We start from the raw sequence: 14,783 nt of genomic DNA, 5'->3' as shown, positions 1-14,783 counted from the left end.
GAACAACAATGAGTGACAACACAGCAGTACGCAGCGGCGGCCAGGTGCTGGTCGATGCCTTGCGGGTCAACGGGGTCGAGCGCGCCTTCTGCGTGCCTGGCGAAAGCTACCTGGCGGTGCTCGATGCGCTGCATGACGTGCAGGACGAGATCGAGCTGATCGTCTGTCGCCAGGAGGGCGGGGCGGCCTACATGGCCGAGGCCTACGGCAAGCTCACCGGCAAGCCGGGGATCTGCATGGTGACCCGCGGACCGGGTGCGACCAATGCCTCGGTGGGGGTGCACACCGCATTCCAGGATTCCACGCCGATGATCCTGTTCATCGGCCAGGTGGCCCGCGACCAGATCGAGCGCGAGGCCTTCCAGGAAGTGGACTACCGGCGCATGTTCGGCCAGATGGCCAAGTGGGTGGTGCAGATCGATGACGCGGCGCGGATTCCCGAGCTGGTCAACCAGGCCTTCCAGCGCGCCATCAGCGGGCGCCCGGGTCCGGTGGTGGTGGCATTGCCGGAAGACATGCTGACCGATCTGGTCTCGGTGGCTGATGCCCGTCCGGCGCAGCGCGTTGAAGCGGCACCGGCTCCGGCAGCGCTGGCCGAGTTGCAGGCGCTGATCGGCAAGGCCGGCAAGCCGCTGGTGATCGCCGGTGGCGGTGGCTGGAATGCTGAGGCGGTGGCCGACCTCAAGCGCTTCGTCGAGGTGCAGAACTTGCCGCTGGCGGCCTCGTTTCGCTGCCAGGACCTGTTCGACAACACCGATCCGCACTATGCCGGCGATCTCGGCCTGGCGGCTGGTCCGGCGCTGGTGGAGGCGGTGAAAGGCTCCGACCTGCTGATCGTAGTCGGTGCCCGCCTCGGCGAAATGACCACCGGTGGCTACGCCCTGGTGGATATCCCGACGCCCAGGCAGGCCCTGGTGCATGTGCATGCCAGCGCCGAGGAAATCGGCCGGGTCTACCAGCCGACCCTGGGCATCAACGCCGGCCCGGCCAGCTTCCTGGCCCAGGCCGCAGCCTTGCCGGCCGTGCGTCCGGCGGCATTCAGCGACTGGGTAGCCAGCCTCAATGGCGGATATCGCGGCAACTTCGACACCCCGCGCTCGCCCGGCGATGTGCAGATGAGCGAAGTGATCGCCTGGCTGAACAAGACCCTGCCGGCCGACAGCATCCTTACCTGCGGCGCCGGCAACTACACCGGCTGGGTGCATCGTGGCTACCAGCACCGGGTCTTCCGCACCCTGCTGGGCCCGACCAACGGTTCCATGGGCTATGGCGTGCCGGCGGCGGTGGCAGCCAAGCTGACCTGTCCGCAGCGCACGGTGATCGCCTTCGCCGGTGACGGTTGCTTCATGATGAACGGCCAGGAACTGGCCACGGCGGCGCACTACGACGCCCGGGTGATCACCATCGTGATCAACAACGGCATGTACGGCACCATCCGCATGCACCAGGAGCGCAGCTACCCGGGCCGGGTCTCCGGCACTGAGTTGCACAATCCGGACTTCGCTGCCCTGGCCCGGGCCTACGGCCTGCATGGCGAAACCGTGACCCGTACCGAGGACTTCGCCGGCGCCTTCGAGCGTTGCCAGGCCTCGGGCAAGGCGGCGCTGATCGAGATCCAGGTGGATCCGGAAGCCCTGACCCCGCGCATGACCCTCAGCCAGATCCGCGAGAAGGCGATGCAGTCCGCGCGCTGATTGACCTCGGGTGGGGCGCGGTATGGCCCCACCTTTTTCCCTTTTTCGAACGAGCCAATCGACATGAAACTTGCCGATCACGACCTGCTGCGTGAGTGTTGCTATATCGACGGGCAATGGCTGGCGGCCGACAGCGGCCAGCGCATTGCCGTGACCAATCCGGCCAATGGCGAGGTACTGGGGCATGTGCCGCGCATGGGTGCCGAAGAGACCCGTCGCGCCATCGTCGCCGCCGAGCGTGCCCTGCCGGCCTGGCGTGCGCTGACCGCCAAGGAGCGGGCGGCGCGCCTGCAAGCCTGGTTCCGCGAGATCATGGCTCACCAGGAAGACCTGGCGCGGATCATGACCGCCGAGCAGGGCAAGCCCCTGGCCGAATCCCGTGGCGAGATCGCCTTCGCGGCGGCCTACCTGGAGTTCTATGCCGAAGAGGGCAAGCGCATCTACGGCGACGTGATTCCGTCGCCGAATTCCGACCGCCGCCTGCTGGTGACCAAGGAGCCGATCGGTGTCTGCGCGGCGATCACGCCGTGGAACTTCCCCTCGGCGATGATCACCCGCAAGGCTGCGCCGGCCTTGGCGGCGGGCTGCACCCTGGTGCTCAAGCCGGCGTCGCAGACACCGTTCAGTGCCCTGGCGCTGTGCGTGCTGGCGGAGCGGGCGGGGATTCCGCCGGGCGTGCTCAGCGTGGTGACCGGGGATTCGGCGGCCATCGGTGGCGAGCTGACCGCCAGCCCGGTGGTGCGCAAGCTGTCCTTTACCGGTTCGACGCCGATCGGCATCCAGTTGCTGCAGCAGTGCGCGGCGACGGTGAAGAAGGTCACCATGGAGCTGGGCGGCAATGCGCCCTTTATCGTCTTCGACGATGCCGACCTGGAGAAGGCGGTGGAGGGCGCGCTGATCGCCAAGTTCCGCAACAGCGGGCAGACCTGCGTTTGTGCCAACCGTTTCTATATCCAGGACGGCATCTACGAGCGCTTCCTCCAGCGCTTCGCCGAGCGGGTGAATGAGTTGGTGGTGGGCGAGGGTGACCAGCCGGGTACGCAGGTCGGACCGATGATCGACGGGCGCGCGGCCACCGGGGTCGAGCGCATGGTCGGCGAGGCGGTGGAGGCCGGGGCGCGGGTGGTGGCCGGTGGTCGCCGGCATGCCCTGGGTGAGGCGTTCTTCGAGCCGACCTTGCTGGCGGATGTAACGCCGGAAATGCGCGTGGCGCGGGAGGAGATCTTCGGGCCGGTGGCGCCGATCTTCCGTTTCGCCAGCGAGGAAGAGGTGATCGCCGAAGCCAACAACACCGAGTTCGGCCTGGCCTGCTACCTGTATGCGCGGGATGTAGGGCGGATCTGGCGGGTGTCCGAGGCGCTAGAGTACGGGATGGTCGGGGTCAATGTCGGTGTGGTGGCGACCGAGGTGGCGCCCTTTGGTGGGGTCAAGGCTTCGGGGCTGGGGCGGGAAGGGTCGCGGTACGGGATCGAGGATTACCTGGAGATCAAGTACGTCTGCCTGGGGTTGTGAAAAACCGTTCGGCTTGACGCGTACCCTGTGGGAGCGGGTTCACCCGCGATTGAGTCGGTGATTCCACTACTGCAATCGCGGGTGAACCCGCTCCCACAGGTCCGAGTACAGGCAACCTCAATTCTTGCTATCAAGCACCCGCTGATACCGCGACAAACTCTCTTCCAGGTGCTTGCGCAGCGCCGTGCGCGCGCCACTCACATCGCCCATGGTGATCGCCGAGAGGATCGCGCCATGCTCGCGGCCGATCTTCTTGATATGGGTCTGGCGGTTCTTGCCCGTCACCTGGCCATGCTTGAGGTTGAGGTCAAGGATGATGTCCGGCCCCAGGGCTTCGAGCAGCTGGGTGAAGTGCGGGTTGTTGGTGGCCCGGGCAATCGCCAGGTGGAATTCGAAGTCGGCCTTGGCTTCCTCCTCCAGGCTCGCCCCATCCAGGGCATTGAAGCGGTCGAAGGCCTCGGTGATCTGCGCCATGCTGGTCGGGCTGCGGCGCTCGGCTGCGCGGGCCACCGATTCGGTCTCGATGCCCAGGCGCAATTCGAGAATATGCGCCGCCGCGCGTACATCATCGACCACGCTGTCGATGGCGAAGCCGATGCGCTTCACATCCTGCTCGACTACGAACACACCGACACCCTGGCGGGCGATCAGGCGTCCACCCAGGCGCAACGAGGCGACAGCCTCGCGGATCACCGGGCGGCTCACCCCGAATTCCTTGCACAGCTCCTGCTCGGACGGCAGCTTGTCGCCCGGGCGGTAAGTGCCATTGTCGATCCGGCTGGACAGCTCCTGGATCACGGTTTCCGCCAGATTGGCGCGGCGCGTACCTAACGACGCATTCATCGAATTGCTCCTGAAACTGATTGGCTCATCACGGTTGATTCTCCGCCAGGTCATGCGCAGCCCGTAAGCCCCATGCGGTCGGGATCCGTAGCCAACCAGCGGTAATTGTGTGGCCATATGTTATCAAACATCTGACCAGGCAGGTGGCGACAGCCGATTTGCGGCCTGGTCCGCTTCGTCTGCTCGCCAGGCTTTTTTACATTTTTCCCAAGCATACACCCATTGACAGTTGCCTGCTGACTGTTATCTTACAAGTGCGATGGCGTTCTGGCCAATCGCGAGCGGTAAGCGATGACGAGGTGCTCGGTCTGCTTGCGTGCACCCCCGATGGCTTGCCCTGTTTCTCGCTGGTTCGTCCGACCACTACTGGGAGCTGAAAAATGAAAAAGAATATCGGCGGGCGTACAGCCCTAGCGACCGCGGTAACGTTGTTCATGGCCATGGGGACCGCGCAAGCGGAGGTGGTCAGGATCGGTTTCGCCGGCCCTCTCACCGGGCCTTCGGCACACCAGGGGCAGGATGTCGAGCACGGCATCCAGATCGCCATCGATGAAGCCAACCAGCAGCAACTGAAGATTGGTGGCCAGGTGGCCGAGTTCAAGCTGGTCTCCGAGGACGATGTCGCCGACCCGCGTACCGGCACCGCCGTGGCCCAGCGCCTGGTGGACTCGAAAGTGGCGGTGGTGATCGGTCACTACAACTCCGGCACCAGCATCCCGGCCTCGAAGATCTACGCCGCCGCCGGCATCCCGCAGATTTCCCCGTCGGCCACCAACCCGACCCTCACCCAGCAAGGCATCCCGTCGGTGTTCCGCGTGGTCAACGATGACGCCACCCTCGGCCGCTACGCCGGCAATTACCTGGTCAGCAAGCTGGAAGCCAAGCGCATCGCCATCTTCGATGACCGCACCGCCTACGGCCAGGGCCTGGCCGACGAGGTGACCAAGGCGGTCAAGGCCGCGGGCGGCAACGTTGTGGTGCGCGAGTACACCAACGACAAGTCCACCGACTTCAACGCCATCCTCACCACGGCCAAGGCGCAGAAGGCCGACGCGGTGTTCTTCGCCGCTCTGGACTACCAGGCTGCGCCCATGGCCAAGCAGATGAAGAACCTTGGCCTCAAGGCGCGCTTCATGAACATCGGCAACCTGCCCAACGACTCCTTCAAGCAGATGGCCGGCAGCGCCGCCGACGGCGTCTACGCCTGGAACTACGGCACGCCGCTGCTGGACATGCCCAAGGGCGCGGCCTTCGAGCAGAAGCTCAAGGACAAGTTCGGCGTTGGTGTGGTGCAGTCCTCGCCTGCTGCCTACGACGCCACCTGGGCGGCGATCAACGCCATGGTCAAGGCCGGTTCCGCCGATCCCAAGACCTACCTGCCAGTACTCAAGAGCGAGAGCTACGAAGGCGTCACCGGCACCATCGCCTTCGACGACAAGGGCAACCTGAAAAGCCCTGCCGCCACCGTGTTCCAGTTCGCCGACGGCGGCTGGAAAACCCTGTCGGTCGAGCGCAACTGAGCTTCACCCCAATAACAAGCGGGCCCGCGAGGCCCGCCGCATAACAAGAAGATTTTTCCCACCTGCCAGGCCAGTCGCTCGCGCGGGCAAACCCTTCGCGCGTCGACGTCAATGCAGTTTCGAGGATTCAGCTCGTGGACGGTAATTTCGATATTTTGTTGCAGCAGGTCCTCAACGGCCTGGTGCTGGGCAGCATCTACGCCTTGGTCGCGCTGGGCTACACCATGGTCTACGGCATCATCGGCCTGATCAACTTCGCCCATGGCGAGGTGGTGATGGTTGGCGCCATGGTCACCATTTCAGTGTTGACCATGCTTGCCGGCGCCGGTTTCGCCCCAGGCATCGTCACCTTGCTGCTGGCGATCATGGCTGCGGCGGTGGTCTGCATGCTGCTCGCTCAGGGCATGGAAAAGTATGCCTATCGGCCGCTGCGCAAGGCGCCGCGGCTGACGCCGCTGATCCTCGCCATCGGTATCTCCATCGCCCTGCAGAACCTGGCGATGATGATCTGGGGGCGTGGCTACAAGACCTTTCCCGAAGTGGTCGAGACACAACCGGTGGATATCCTCGGCGCGACCCTGACCAACGTGCAGGTGTCGATCATGCTGATCTCGGTGGTGATCATGCTCGGCCTGTGGCTGCTGGTGGACAAGACCCGCCTGGGCAAGGCCATGCGCGCCACCGCGCAGAACCAGGAAGTGGCCGGTCTGATGGGCATCAATATCAACCGGGTGATTTCCGCGACCTTCCTGATCGGCGCGAGCCTCGGCGCCATCGCCGGGGTGATGCGTGCCATCAACTACGGCCAGGCCGATGCCTACATGGGCCTGCTATTGGGGCTCAAAGCCTTCTCTGCGGCGGTGCTGGGCGGCATCGGCAACCTCTTTGGTGCCATGGCCGGCGGCCTGTTGCTGGGGCTGATCGAATCCCTGGCGGCGGGCTACACCGGACAGATCACCGGTGGTTTCCTCGGTGCCAACTACCAGGACATCTTCGCCTTCGCGGTGTTGATCCTCGTGCTGCTGTTCCGGCCCAACGGCCTGCTTGGCGAACGCCAGGCCGACCGGGCCTGAGGGGGCGTCATGAACAATCACAAGACTCAATACCTGCTGCTGATCCTCGGTTTCATCGCCTTGCCGTTCCTGGTCGAGGCCATTCCCATGCTCGGTCCGACCTGGGTACGCATCCTCGGTTTCGCCATGCTCTACGTGCTGCTGGCGCTGGGACTGAACATCGTGATCGGCTACGCCGGCCTGCTGGACATGGGCTACATCGGCTTCTACGCCATCGGTGCCTACCTGTACGCCTTGCTGGCCTCGCCGCACCTGAACATGGCCGGCCTGGCCGCTGGCGTGCTGGACTGGCCGCTATGGGTGATCATCCCGCTGGCGGCGGTGGCCGCAGCGATCTGCGGCGTGCTGATCGGCGCGCCGGTGCTGAAACTGCGTGGCGATTACCTGGCGATTGTCACCCTCGGCTTCGGCGAGATCATCCGCATCTTCATGAACAACCTCGACCAGCCGGTGAACCTCACCAATGGTCCGCAGGGCATCAGCAACATCGCCCCGCTGCACCTGGACTTCGGCGCCTGGAGCCACGCGCCAGGCGAGGGCGCGACGGCGGTACTGTCGTTGCAGGAAAGCTGGAGCCTGTTCGGTCTCAACGTCTCGCCGGTGATCAGCTACTACCTGTTCTTCCTGTTCATCGTGATTCTCTGCATCGTCCTGTCCAAGCGCCTCGAAGTATCGCGCATCGGTCGCGCCTGGATGGCCCTGCGCGAAGACGAAGTGGCCGCCGAGGCCATGGGCCTGAACAAGCGCAACCTCAAGCTGCTGGCGTTTGCCATGGGCGCGACGTTCGGTGGCGTGTCCGGCGTGCTGTTCTCCAGCTACCAGGGCTTCGTCAGCCCCGAGTCCTTCACCCTGATGGAGTCGATCATGGTCCTGGCCATGGTGGTGCTCGGCGGCATGGGCTCGATCCGTGGCGTGGTGCTGGGGGCGCTCATCCTGTCGGTGATGCCCGAGCTGTTCCGCGACCTGGTCAACTGGATCCAGCCGTGGGTCATGGACAACGTCACCTTCGTCAGCCGCGACATCCTGCGCAACGTGCTGGATGCCTCGACCCTGCGCATGCTGGTGTTCGGTTTTGCCCTGATCCTGGTCATGCGCTTCCGTCCCGAAGGCCTGTGGCCGTCCGACCGCCGTCGTGCCGAGCTGCATGACGCCGACCCTGAACCTGCGCCCGTACCGGCCGCGCTGAGCACGTCCGTACAGGCGCCGGCCAGCGAAGCGTCCTTCGAATACCCGGCCAAAGAGGCGGACAAGGCATGAGCGACATCCTTCTCGAACTGCATCAGGTGAGCAAGTTCTTCGGCGGCCTGCAGGCGCTGCACGGGATCGACCTGAAGATCCGTCGCGGCGAGATCCGTGGCCTGCTCGGCCCCAATGGCGCCGGCAAGACCACCCTGTTCAACGTGCTCACCGGCCTGTACCAGGCCGAGCAGGGCAAGGTGATGTTCGACGGCAAGCCGCTGCGCATCAGCAAGCCGGACAAGGTGGTGGAAGCCGGCATCTCGCGGACCTTCCAGAACATTCGCCTGTTCCACAACATGACCGCGCTGGAGAACGTGATGATCGGCCGGCATGTGCGCACCCGCAGCGGGGTGTTCGGCGCGATCCTGCGCACTGCGGCCTGCGTGCGTGAAGAGCGCGAGATCCGCCAGGCCGCTCGCTACTGGCTGGACTACGTCGGTATCGCTCACCTGGGCAGCGAGCTGGCGAAGAACCTGTCCTATGGCGACCAGCGTCGCCTGGAAATCGCCCGGGCCCTGGCCACCGAGCCCAAGCTGATCGCCCTCGACGAGCCGGCGGCCGGCATGAATGCCTCGGAGACCGAGGGGCTGCGCAAGCTGATGTGCAAGATGCAGGCGGACGGCAAGACCGTGCTGCTCATCGAGCATGACGTGAAGCTGGTGATGGGCCTGTGCGACCACGTCACGGTGCTGGAATTCGGGCGCAAGATCGCCGACGGCCTGCCGGCCGACGTGCAGAAGGACCCCAAGGTCATCGAGGCTTATCTCGGTGCGGAGGTAGTGGCATGAAGAACATTCTCGAAGTGAACGAGCTCAAGGTGGCCTACGGTGCCATCCAGGCGATCAAGGGCATCGACCTCAAGGTCCGCGAAGGCGAGATGGTCGCCCTGATCGGTGCCAATGGCGCGGGCAAGACCACCACCCTCAAGACCCTCGCCGGCCTGCTGACGCCGAGTGCCGGACAGATCACCTTCGACGGCAAGGCCCATTCGGCGATCAAGGCCTACGACCTGATCCGCGAAGGCTTGGCGCTGGTACCGGAAGGCCGGGGCATCTTTCCCAAGCTGACGGTCCATGAAAACCTCGAAATGGGTGCCTTTTCCCGGCGCGATGGCAAGGACGCGATCAATGTCGATATCGAGCGGATGTACGGCATCTTCCCGCGCCTCAAGGAGCGCGCCTTTCAACTGGCCGGGACCATGTCCGGTGGCGAGCAGCAGATGCTCGCCATCTCCCGCGCCCTGATGGGCCGGCCCAAGTTGCTGCTGCTCGACGAGCCGTCCATGGGCCTGGCGCCGATCATCGTGCAGAAGATCTTCGAAACCATCCGCGAGGTGGTCAAGGGCGGCGTGACCCTGCTGCTGGTGGAGCAGAACGCCCGCCTGGCCCTGCAGACCTGCGACCGCGCCTACGTGATCGATTCCGGGCGCATCGCCCTGACCGGCCATTGCCATGACCTGCTGCACGACGAGCAGGTGCAGAAGGCCTACCTCGGCGAATGAGGGGGCGTAATCCAATGAAGAGGGTGTGCTGTGAGTGACATTGAACGCTACGGATTCGATACCCGGATCCACCATGGGGTGAAGCACAACGGTGTGGTCTACCTGACCGGCCAGGTGGGCACGCCAGGCACCTCGGCTGCGGCGCAGACCCGCGAAGTGCTGGGCAAGATCGACGAGCTGCTGGCCCAGGCCGGCACCGACAAACGCCGGATCCTCAACGTGATGCTGTGGCTGGACGACCTGCGCGACTTCGACGAGGTCAACCAGGTCTGGGACACCTGGGTCGACAAGGCCCACGCCCCGGCGCGCTCCACCGGCCAGGCACGCATGACCAGGCCCGGCATGCTGGTGGAAATCATCGTTACCGCCGCGACCTGACGGGACGGTATTGGCTTTATCTCGCCGCCGTTCGTGCGGCGGCGAAGTGGATTGAAGGTTTCAGATGACGTCGTATCCAGAAGAAAAACAAGGCTCCCTGCAACACGGCCTGACTTCCCGTCAGGTGTCCATGATCTCCATCGCCGGCATCATCGGCGCCGGCTTGTTCATCGGCTCTTCCAACGCCATCGCCTCCGCCGGCCCGGCCATTCTCATCTCCTATGCCATGACCGGCCTGCTGGTCCTGCTGGTGATGCGCATGCTCGGCGAAATGGCGGTGGCCAACCCCGACAGCGGTTCGTTCTCGACCTATGCCGGCCAGGCCATCGGGCCCTGGGCCGGCTTCAGCATCGGCTGGCTGTACTGGTGGTTCTGGGTGCTGATCATCCCCGTGGAAGCCATCGCCGGCGCCGACATCCTGCATGCCTGGTTTCCGGCCGTGCCGTCCTGGCTGTTCGCCTTTCTGATCATGGGCGCGCTGGCTTGCAGCAACCTGGTCAGTGTGAAGAACTTCGGCGAGTTCGAGTTCTGGTTCGCGCTGGTCAAGGTGGTCGCCATCATCGCCTTCATCGTCATCGGTTGCCTGGCGGTCTTCGGCGCCTGGCCCCTGGCCGAGGTTTCCGGCGTCAGCCACCTGTGGGCCAATGGCGGGTTCATGCCCAATGGTTTCGGGACCGTGCTGGGCGGGGTGCTGATCACCATCTTCTCGTTCTTCGGCGCCGAGATCGTCACCATCGCCGCAGACGAAACCTCCAACCCGCAGGCCAAGATCCGCCGCGCCACCAACCTGGTGGTGTACCGCATCGCGATCTTCTACCTGGCCTCGATCTTCCTGGTGGTCTCGCTGGTGGCCTGGAACGATCCGGGCCTGAAGGCGGTGGGCTCGTTCCAGCGCGTACTGGAAGTGCTCAACGTGCCCGGCGCGAAACTGGTGGTCGACCTGGTGGTCCTAGTGGCCGTCACCAGTTGCATGAACTCCGGGCTCTACACGGCCTCGCGCATGCTCTATTCGCTGGGCGCGAGGGGCGAGGCGCTGCCTCTGGTCAAGCGCGTGTCCGCCAATGGCGTGCCGGTGGTGGCCGTGCTTCTGTCGACCCTGGCGGGCTTTGCCGGGTGCGTCGTCAACTACGTCTTCCCGGGCAAGGTCTTCAGCTTCCTGTTGTCGACCACGGGCTCCATCGCCTTGCTGGTCTACCTGGTGATCGCCGTTTCGCAACTGCGCATGCGGGCACGGGCCGAGCGGGAGGGCCGGCAACCTGAGTTCAGGATGTGGCTGTTCCCCTGGCTGACCTGGCTGGTGATCGGCAGCATCCTGCTGGTGCTGGGGTACATGTTGTTCAGTGATGCCTATCGCTACGAGGCACTGATGACTGGCGGGGTGACGACCTTCATCGTGCTGGTGTACCTGACGCGGCAGTGGATACCGCGCCAGGGAACGCGTGTTTTGCAGCGCTAGGTATAAGGTCCCGGGCATCTGTTGCGGCAGCATTGCGCCAACCCGCCGGGGTGTTCGAGGCGGTCGAGCCCCAGCCTTCCTTGGCCAGGGCCGGCTACCGGTGTTACTTCAACCGGGCCATCCAGATATTGGTCGAGTACGGAATCTGGATCGAGGCGCTGCCCAGGCTCTGCAGATAGTCCTCGATGGCGCTGATCACCTCGGGGAATGCGGCGCCGGCCTGACGCTGCAGCGTTGCGTGGGAGCGCCAGGCCTCCAGGCATTCCTCGATCGACTGCTGGTGGGTGACGCGGGCATCGAGGTGGACAACCGCGCCGAACAGCCCGGAAGCATCGATGGCGGCGCTCTGGTCTTCACGGCGCGTACCGTAGGCGTAGCCCGGCACGCGCTCCTTGATGATGGCTTCGATGCGGGCCTGGATCGGGTCATCCAGATTGCGGTGGTTCCACATGCAGGCGAACCAGCCGCGCGGCTTGAGGATCCGCGCCGTTTCCTTGAGGGCTTGCTGGCGATCGCAGACATTGAAGGAGCTGCCGAAGGTGACCATGTCGAACGCTTGGTCGGCTTGCCCGGTGGCTTCGCCAGTGCCTTCGTGCCAGGCGACGTTGCCCAGGTCGAGGGTGCGCTTGATGCCGTTGGCACGCATGGCATCGTTGGGCTCCACGGCCACCACGTCCATGCCGCGTGCGGCCAGCATCAAGGTCAGGTGGGCGACACCTGCGCCGACATCGCAGAAGCGCTCGCCCTTGCTGGCGCCGGCGATGGACACCATGGCATCGATCGCCGCGTCGGCGTAGTCGGGACGCTTCAGGTAAGCGTCAGCCAGGACGGTGTAATCCCATTCGGTTTTCATACTGATTTCCCTTTTATGAATCGGTGCAGCAAGTCGTCGGTCAATGTCATTGCCGTGTGCCGGGGATCGAATTCCGCCACCCACTCCGCCATGCGCGGTTCGTCTATCGGTACGTCGAGCCCTGCGACGTTGCTCAGCTCGCCGGCATCGAAGCGCCGGTAGATGCCCTTGGGGTCGCGGCGGCGCAGTTCCTCCACCGGGACCTTCAGGTACACCTCGAAGTAACCTGGCAGATGAGCGCGGTTCCAGGCATGGATCTCGCGGAACAGCGAAATCGTCGCGATCACCACGATATGCCCCTGGGCCGCGATGACCCGGCACAACTGCGCGTACTGCATGGCCAGCGCCAGGCGTCCGCTTCTCTCGTAGCTCTGCGGGTGGTTGGCCGTCGTGCCGAACACGTCGCGCAGTTCATCGCCGTCGAGCATGACCACCGAGTGGCCCTGGTGGCGCAGCCTGGCGGTGAAGTCCCGGGCCAGGGTCGACTTGCCCGCCCCCGAAAGCCCGGTGATCCACACCACCTGCCCGCTGAAGCCGGCACTCATCTGGCCTCGACCTCGCCGGCAGCGTTCATCGCAAAGTAGCGGAATTCGGAATCGTGCTGTTTTTCCACCAGGTCCAGGAAGACTTCCTCGGGGTGGCGGAAGCCGCCGAATTCCGACTCGTAGAATGCCTTGTACAGCGCATAGTGCTGGTCGGGCGGCAGCAACTCGAAGCCGTGCAGCAACTCCCGGAGTTCGTCGCCGTTCCTGGCGATGGGCAGCAGGTTGCCCATCTGCTGCAGCCAGGCATGCACGATGGGGTGGGTTTCACTGCAGGACGGCACGTAGTAGATGGGCAGCCTGCAGGTATTGAGCATGAACGAAACGCCGCCGCTCGACGCATCGGTAATGATCGTGTCGCACTTGCGGTAGAAGTCTTCGCTGCGACCCTTGGTGGTGTCGATGGTAATCCACGGATACTCGCCGAGCTTCTCGCACATCTCCGCAATATAGGGATGTTCGAAGTCGGTCATGTAGGGACGCAGGAGAATGCTGGCGTGGGGCACCTGGGTCTTCACTGCGTTGATGACTTCGACCATGTTTTCGAAGAGCGAGGCGCCGCTCGGGCAGATGCCTTTCTGGGTCGGCAGTATGCCCACGACATACTTGTCGGGGCTGCGCTCAAAGGCGGGTGGCGCGCTCAGGACTTCGGGGATTTTCACCGGCAGGGTCGAGATTGCCGTGGTCTTGCGCAGGTCCGAGCGGATCGTCTTCAGGGAAAAGGACAGGCCATTGTGTCTGTCCTGCCGATAAAGCTGCATGCCTTTCTGCAGCAGGCAGAAGAACGATCGGGAAGGAGAAACGATGGCATCGAAAAGCGCCATCAGGCTGGAGGCATAATGCTTGTCGGCGATGGGCATGCCGACATTGCCATGGGAGATGAACACCGCGAAGTTCGATTCATCCAGCGCCCGTCCAATAAAGGCGTCATTCGAGATGATGACCTGCGACTTCAGTTCCGCAATATATTCCAGTTCGATTTCTTCAACCGGATAATCCAGGACCTGTTCGGCGTCCTGTTTGCTCAGTCCGGTAGTCTTTGTATGAAGTACGACACAGTTATATTTATGTCGAAGTGCATTCAGAGGGGGCAGGAGGTATTCAAGATACGTTTTCCCGCCATTCAATACGTTGTTGATCAGATAAATGTTTTTCATGGCAAGCATTGCGCGTCGGCAGCCTTCCTGGGCGTCAAAAGTATTATTTCAATCACAGGCAATCGGGCGATGCTATCACGCGCTCCAGCCAATCTGCCATCACTCTGGGGCGCCTGTTGTCGGCGTGGAAAAAGTGGAAATCCGCAGTTTGTCGATTGTGTAGTATCGCCGTCTGCGCAATCGCCTCACACGCCTCCAGAGCACAACCGGAACCTTGTTTCTCATGACGCTTTTCTACCTCAAGCTCATCGTCACACCGCTGCTGATGTGGGCTGTTTCCCTTGCCTCGCGACGCTGGGGCGGGCTGCTCGGCGGGCTGCTCTCGGGCATGCCGATCACCTCGGCGCTGGTCATGGTGTTCCTGTGCCTGGAGCAGGGCAGCGGGTTCGCCGTGAATGCGGTACCCGGCGCGCTGGGTGGGCTGGCGGCGGTGCAGGCGAGTTATGCCTGCTACCTGTTCAGCAGTCGCCGGGTCGGTATCGTGCCCACGGTGCTGGTGTCGCTGGGATGCTATGGGATCGCGGCGTACGTCCTCACCCATTGGGCGGGCTTGCCGCTGGCCATCGGCGTCGCCCTGTGCCTGGTGGCGCTGCTGGTATGGGCCACCGGGCGCGAGGCGCGGCCGGCGCAGTTGGCGCAGATCAAGCCGCGCTGGTGGGAAATCCCCCTGCGCATGGTCGCCGCCACCAGCCTGCTCATGCTCACCACCGGGACCGCGCAGTGGCTCGGCCCGGCAGTGAGCGGCATGCTCGCACCGATCCCGGTGATCGCCTGGCCGCTGGTGGTGTTCTCCCATGTCCAGGGCGGCCGCTATTCCATGGCCGGGATGATCCGCGGCAACGCCATCGGCGGGGTCGGGGTGATCGCGTTCTATCTGGTCATCGGGCATTTGCTCGATCACCTGGGGATCGCGTTGACCTTCTTCCTCGCCGTTGCGCTGGCGGTGGTCCTGACGGTCGGGCTGGCGACCTTGCTGCGCTCGCGCCAGGCCCGATGACGCTGGCGTCGACACCGG

The 14,783-nt window shown here is 64.1% G+C and carries 14 protein-coding genes; 10 read left to right on the top strand and 4 right to left on the bottom strand.

What is annotated here, in order from left to right; genetic code table 11:
- Positions 1–8: 8 nt before the first annotated feature.
- Both V0R59_RS19400 and V0R59_RS19395 read left to right on the top strand, forming a co-directional pair.
- Positions 9–1,694 (top strand): thiamine pyrophosphate-binding protein, encoded by a 1,686-nt coding sequence (locus V0R59_RS19400; RefSeq protein ID WP_330078299.1) that lies wholly within the window; start codon positions 9–11, stop codon positions 1,692–1,694.
- Between the two features lie 63 nt (positions 1,695–1,757).
- Entirely contained in the window at positions 1,758–3,206 is a 1,449-nt protein-coding gene (locus tag V0R59_RS19395; protein ID WP_330078300.1) for an NAD-dependent succinate-semialdehyde dehydrogenase, read from the top strand.
- Positions 3,207–3,323: 117 nt separating this feature from the next.
- On the opposite strand, the gene V0R59_RS19390 is transcribed toward V0R59_RS19395, so the two are convergent.
- Entirely contained in the window at positions 3,324–4,049 is a 726-nt protein-coding gene (locus tag V0R59_RS19390) for a FadR/GntR family transcriptional regulator (RefSeq protein ID WP_330076261.1), read from the bottom strand.
- 380 nt (positions 4,050–4,429) lie between these two features.
- On the opposite strand from V0R59_RS19390, the gene V0R59_RS19385 reads away from it, so the two are divergent.
- From V0R59_RS19385 to V0R59_RS19355, 7 genes are all read left to right on the top strand, one after another.
- Complete coding sequence (locus V0R59_RS19385) at positions 4,430–5,569, top strand: branched-chain amino acid ABC transporter substrate-binding protein (RefSeq protein ID WP_330076262.1); 1,140 nt, start codon at positions 4,430–4,432, stop codon at positions 5,567–5,569.
- Between the two features lie 134 nt (positions 5,570–5,703).
- A complete protein-coding gene (locus V0R59_RS19380; RefSeq protein WP_330076263.1) occupies positions 5,704–6,642 on the top strand; it encodes a branched-chain amino acid ABC transporter permease in 939 nt (312 codons plus the stop codon).
- A gap of 9 nt (positions 6,643–6,651) precedes the next feature.
- Positions 6,652–7,899, top strand: coding sequence for an ABC transporter permease subunit (locus V0R59_RS19375; protein WP_330076264.1), 1,248 nt, complete (start codon positions 6,652–6,654; stop codon positions 7,897–7,899).
- On the top strand, positions 7,896–8,669 hold the full coding sequence (locus tag V0R59_RS19370; RefSeq protein ID WP_330076265.1) for an ABC transporter ATP-binding protein: 774 nt from the start codon (positions 7,896–7,898) through the stop codon (positions 8,667–8,669). Before V0R59_RS19375 ends, V0R59_RS19370 begins: the two co-directional genes overlap by 4 nt.
- Entirely contained in the window at positions 8,666–9,382 is a 717-nt protein-coding gene (locus V0R59_RS19365) for an ABC transporter ATP-binding protein (protein WP_330076266.1), read from the top strand. Before V0R59_RS19370 ends, V0R59_RS19365 begins: the two co-directional genes overlap by 4 nt.
- A 30-nt stretch (positions 9,383–9,412) precedes the next feature.
- Positions 9,413–9,760 (top strand): RidA family protein, encoded by a 348-nt coding sequence (locus tag V0R59_RS19360; RefSeq protein WP_330076267.1) that lies wholly within the window; start codon positions 9,413–9,415, stop codon positions 9,758–9,760.
- A gap of 64 nt (positions 9,761–9,824) precedes the next feature.
- The gene (locus tag V0R59_RS19355) at positions 9,825–11,216 is read left to right on the top strand and encodes an amino acid permease (RefSeq protein WP_330076268.1); all 1,392 of its coding nucleotides are present in this window, start codon (positions 9,825–9,827) and stop codon (positions 11,214–11,216) included.
- A gap of 103 nt (positions 11,217–11,319) precedes the next feature.
- On the opposite strand, the gene V0R59_RS19350 is transcribed toward V0R59_RS19355, so the two are convergent.
- From V0R59_RS19350 to V0R59_RS19340, 3 genes are read right to left on the bottom strand one after another with little or no spacing between them, the layout of a single operon-like run.
- Positions 11,320–12,069, bottom strand: coding sequence for a class I SAM-dependent methyltransferase (locus V0R59_RS19350; protein ID WP_330076269.1), 750 nt, complete (start codon positions 12,067–12,069; stop codon positions 11,320–11,322).
- Positions 12,066–12,614 carry an adenylyl-sulfate kinase gene (locus tag V0R59_RS19345; RefSeq protein ID WP_330076270.1) on the bottom strand — a complete coding sequence of 183 codons (549 nt, stop codon included), beginning with the start codon at positions 12,612–12,614 and terminating at the stop codon, positions 12,066–12,068. Before V0R59_RS19345 ends, V0R59_RS19350 begins: the two co-directional genes overlap by 4 nt.
- The gene (locus V0R59_RS19340; RefSeq protein WP_330076271.1) at positions 12,611–13,777 is read right to left on the bottom strand and encodes a hypothetical protein; all 1,167 of its coding nucleotides are present in this window, start codon (positions 13,775–13,777) and stop codon (positions 12,611–12,613) included. The genes V0R59_RS19345 and V0R59_RS19340 overlap by 4 nt, the downstream gene beginning before the upstream one ends.
- Positions 13,778–13,991: 214 nt before the next feature.
- Here V0R59_RS19340 and V0R59_RS19335 point away from each other — a divergent pair, with 214 nt between their 5' ends.
- Entirely contained in the window at positions 13,992–14,765 is a 774-nt protein-coding gene (locus V0R59_RS19335) for a hypothetical protein (RefSeq protein WP_330076272.1), read from the top strand.
- Positions 14,766–14,783 lie beyond the last annotated feature (18 nt).

The sequence above is a fragment of the Pseudomonas ulcerans genome (genome assembly GCF_036324125.1).
In the GTDB taxonomy this organism is placed as follows: domain Bacteria; phylum Pseudomonadota; class Gammaproteobacteria; order Pseudomonadales; family Pseudomonadaceae; genus Aquipseudomonas; species Aquipseudomonas ulcerans.
The sequence above is the reverse complement of the archived record's forward strand: the minus strand, read 5'-3'. Positions and strand labels throughout refer to the sequence as shown.

Bases quoted from the DNA above. Each gene is read 5' to 3' on its own strand.
- V0R59_RS19395 (WP_330078300.1), top strand. From the start codon at position 1,758: ATGAAACTTGCCGATCACGACCTGCTGCGTGAGTGTTGCTATATCGAC.
- V0R59_RS19345 (WP_330076270.1), bottom strand. From the start codon at position 12,614: ATGAGTGCCGGCTTCAGCGGGCAGGTGGTGTGGATCACCGGGCTTTCG.
- V0R59_RS19335 (WP_330076272.1), top strand. From the start codon at position 13,992: ATGACGCTTTTCTACCTCAAGCTCATCGTCACACCGCTGCTGATGTGG.
- V0R59_RS19400 (WP_330078299.1), top strand. From the start codon at position 9: ATGAGTGACAACACAGCAGTACGCAGCGGCGGCCAGGTGCTGGTCGAT.
- V0R59_RS19375 (WP_330076264.1), top strand. From the start codon at position 6,652: ATGAACAATCACAAGACTCAATACCTGCTGCTGATCCTCGGTTTCATC.
- V0R59_RS19365 (WP_330076266.1), top strand. From the start codon at position 8,666: ATGAAGAACATTCTCGAAGTGAACGAGCTCAAGGTGGCCTACGGTGCC.
- V0R59_RS19355 (WP_330076268.1), top strand. From the start codon at position 9,825: ATGACGTCGTATCCAGAAGAAAAACAAGGCTCCCTGCAACACGGCCTG.
- V0R59_RS19390 (WP_330076261.1), bottom strand. From the start codon at position 4,049: ATGAATGCGTCGTTAGGTACGCGCCGCGCCAATCTGGCGGAAACCGTG.
- V0R59_RS19385 (WP_330076262.1), top strand. From the start codon at position 4,430: ATGAAAAAGAATATCGGCGGGCGTACAGCCCTAGCGACCGCGGTAACG.
- V0R59_RS19350 (WP_330076269.1), bottom strand. From the start codon at position 12,069: ATGAAAACCGAATGGGATTACACCGTCCTGGCTGACGCTTACCTGAAG.
- V0R59_RS19340 (WP_330076271.1), bottom strand. From the start codon at position 13,777: ATGCTTGCCATGAAAAACATTTATCTGATCAACAACGTATTGAATGGC.
- V0R59_RS19370 (WP_330076265.1), top strand. From the start codon at position 7,896: ATGAGCGACATCCTTCTCGAACTGCATCAGGTGAGCAAGTTCTTCGGC.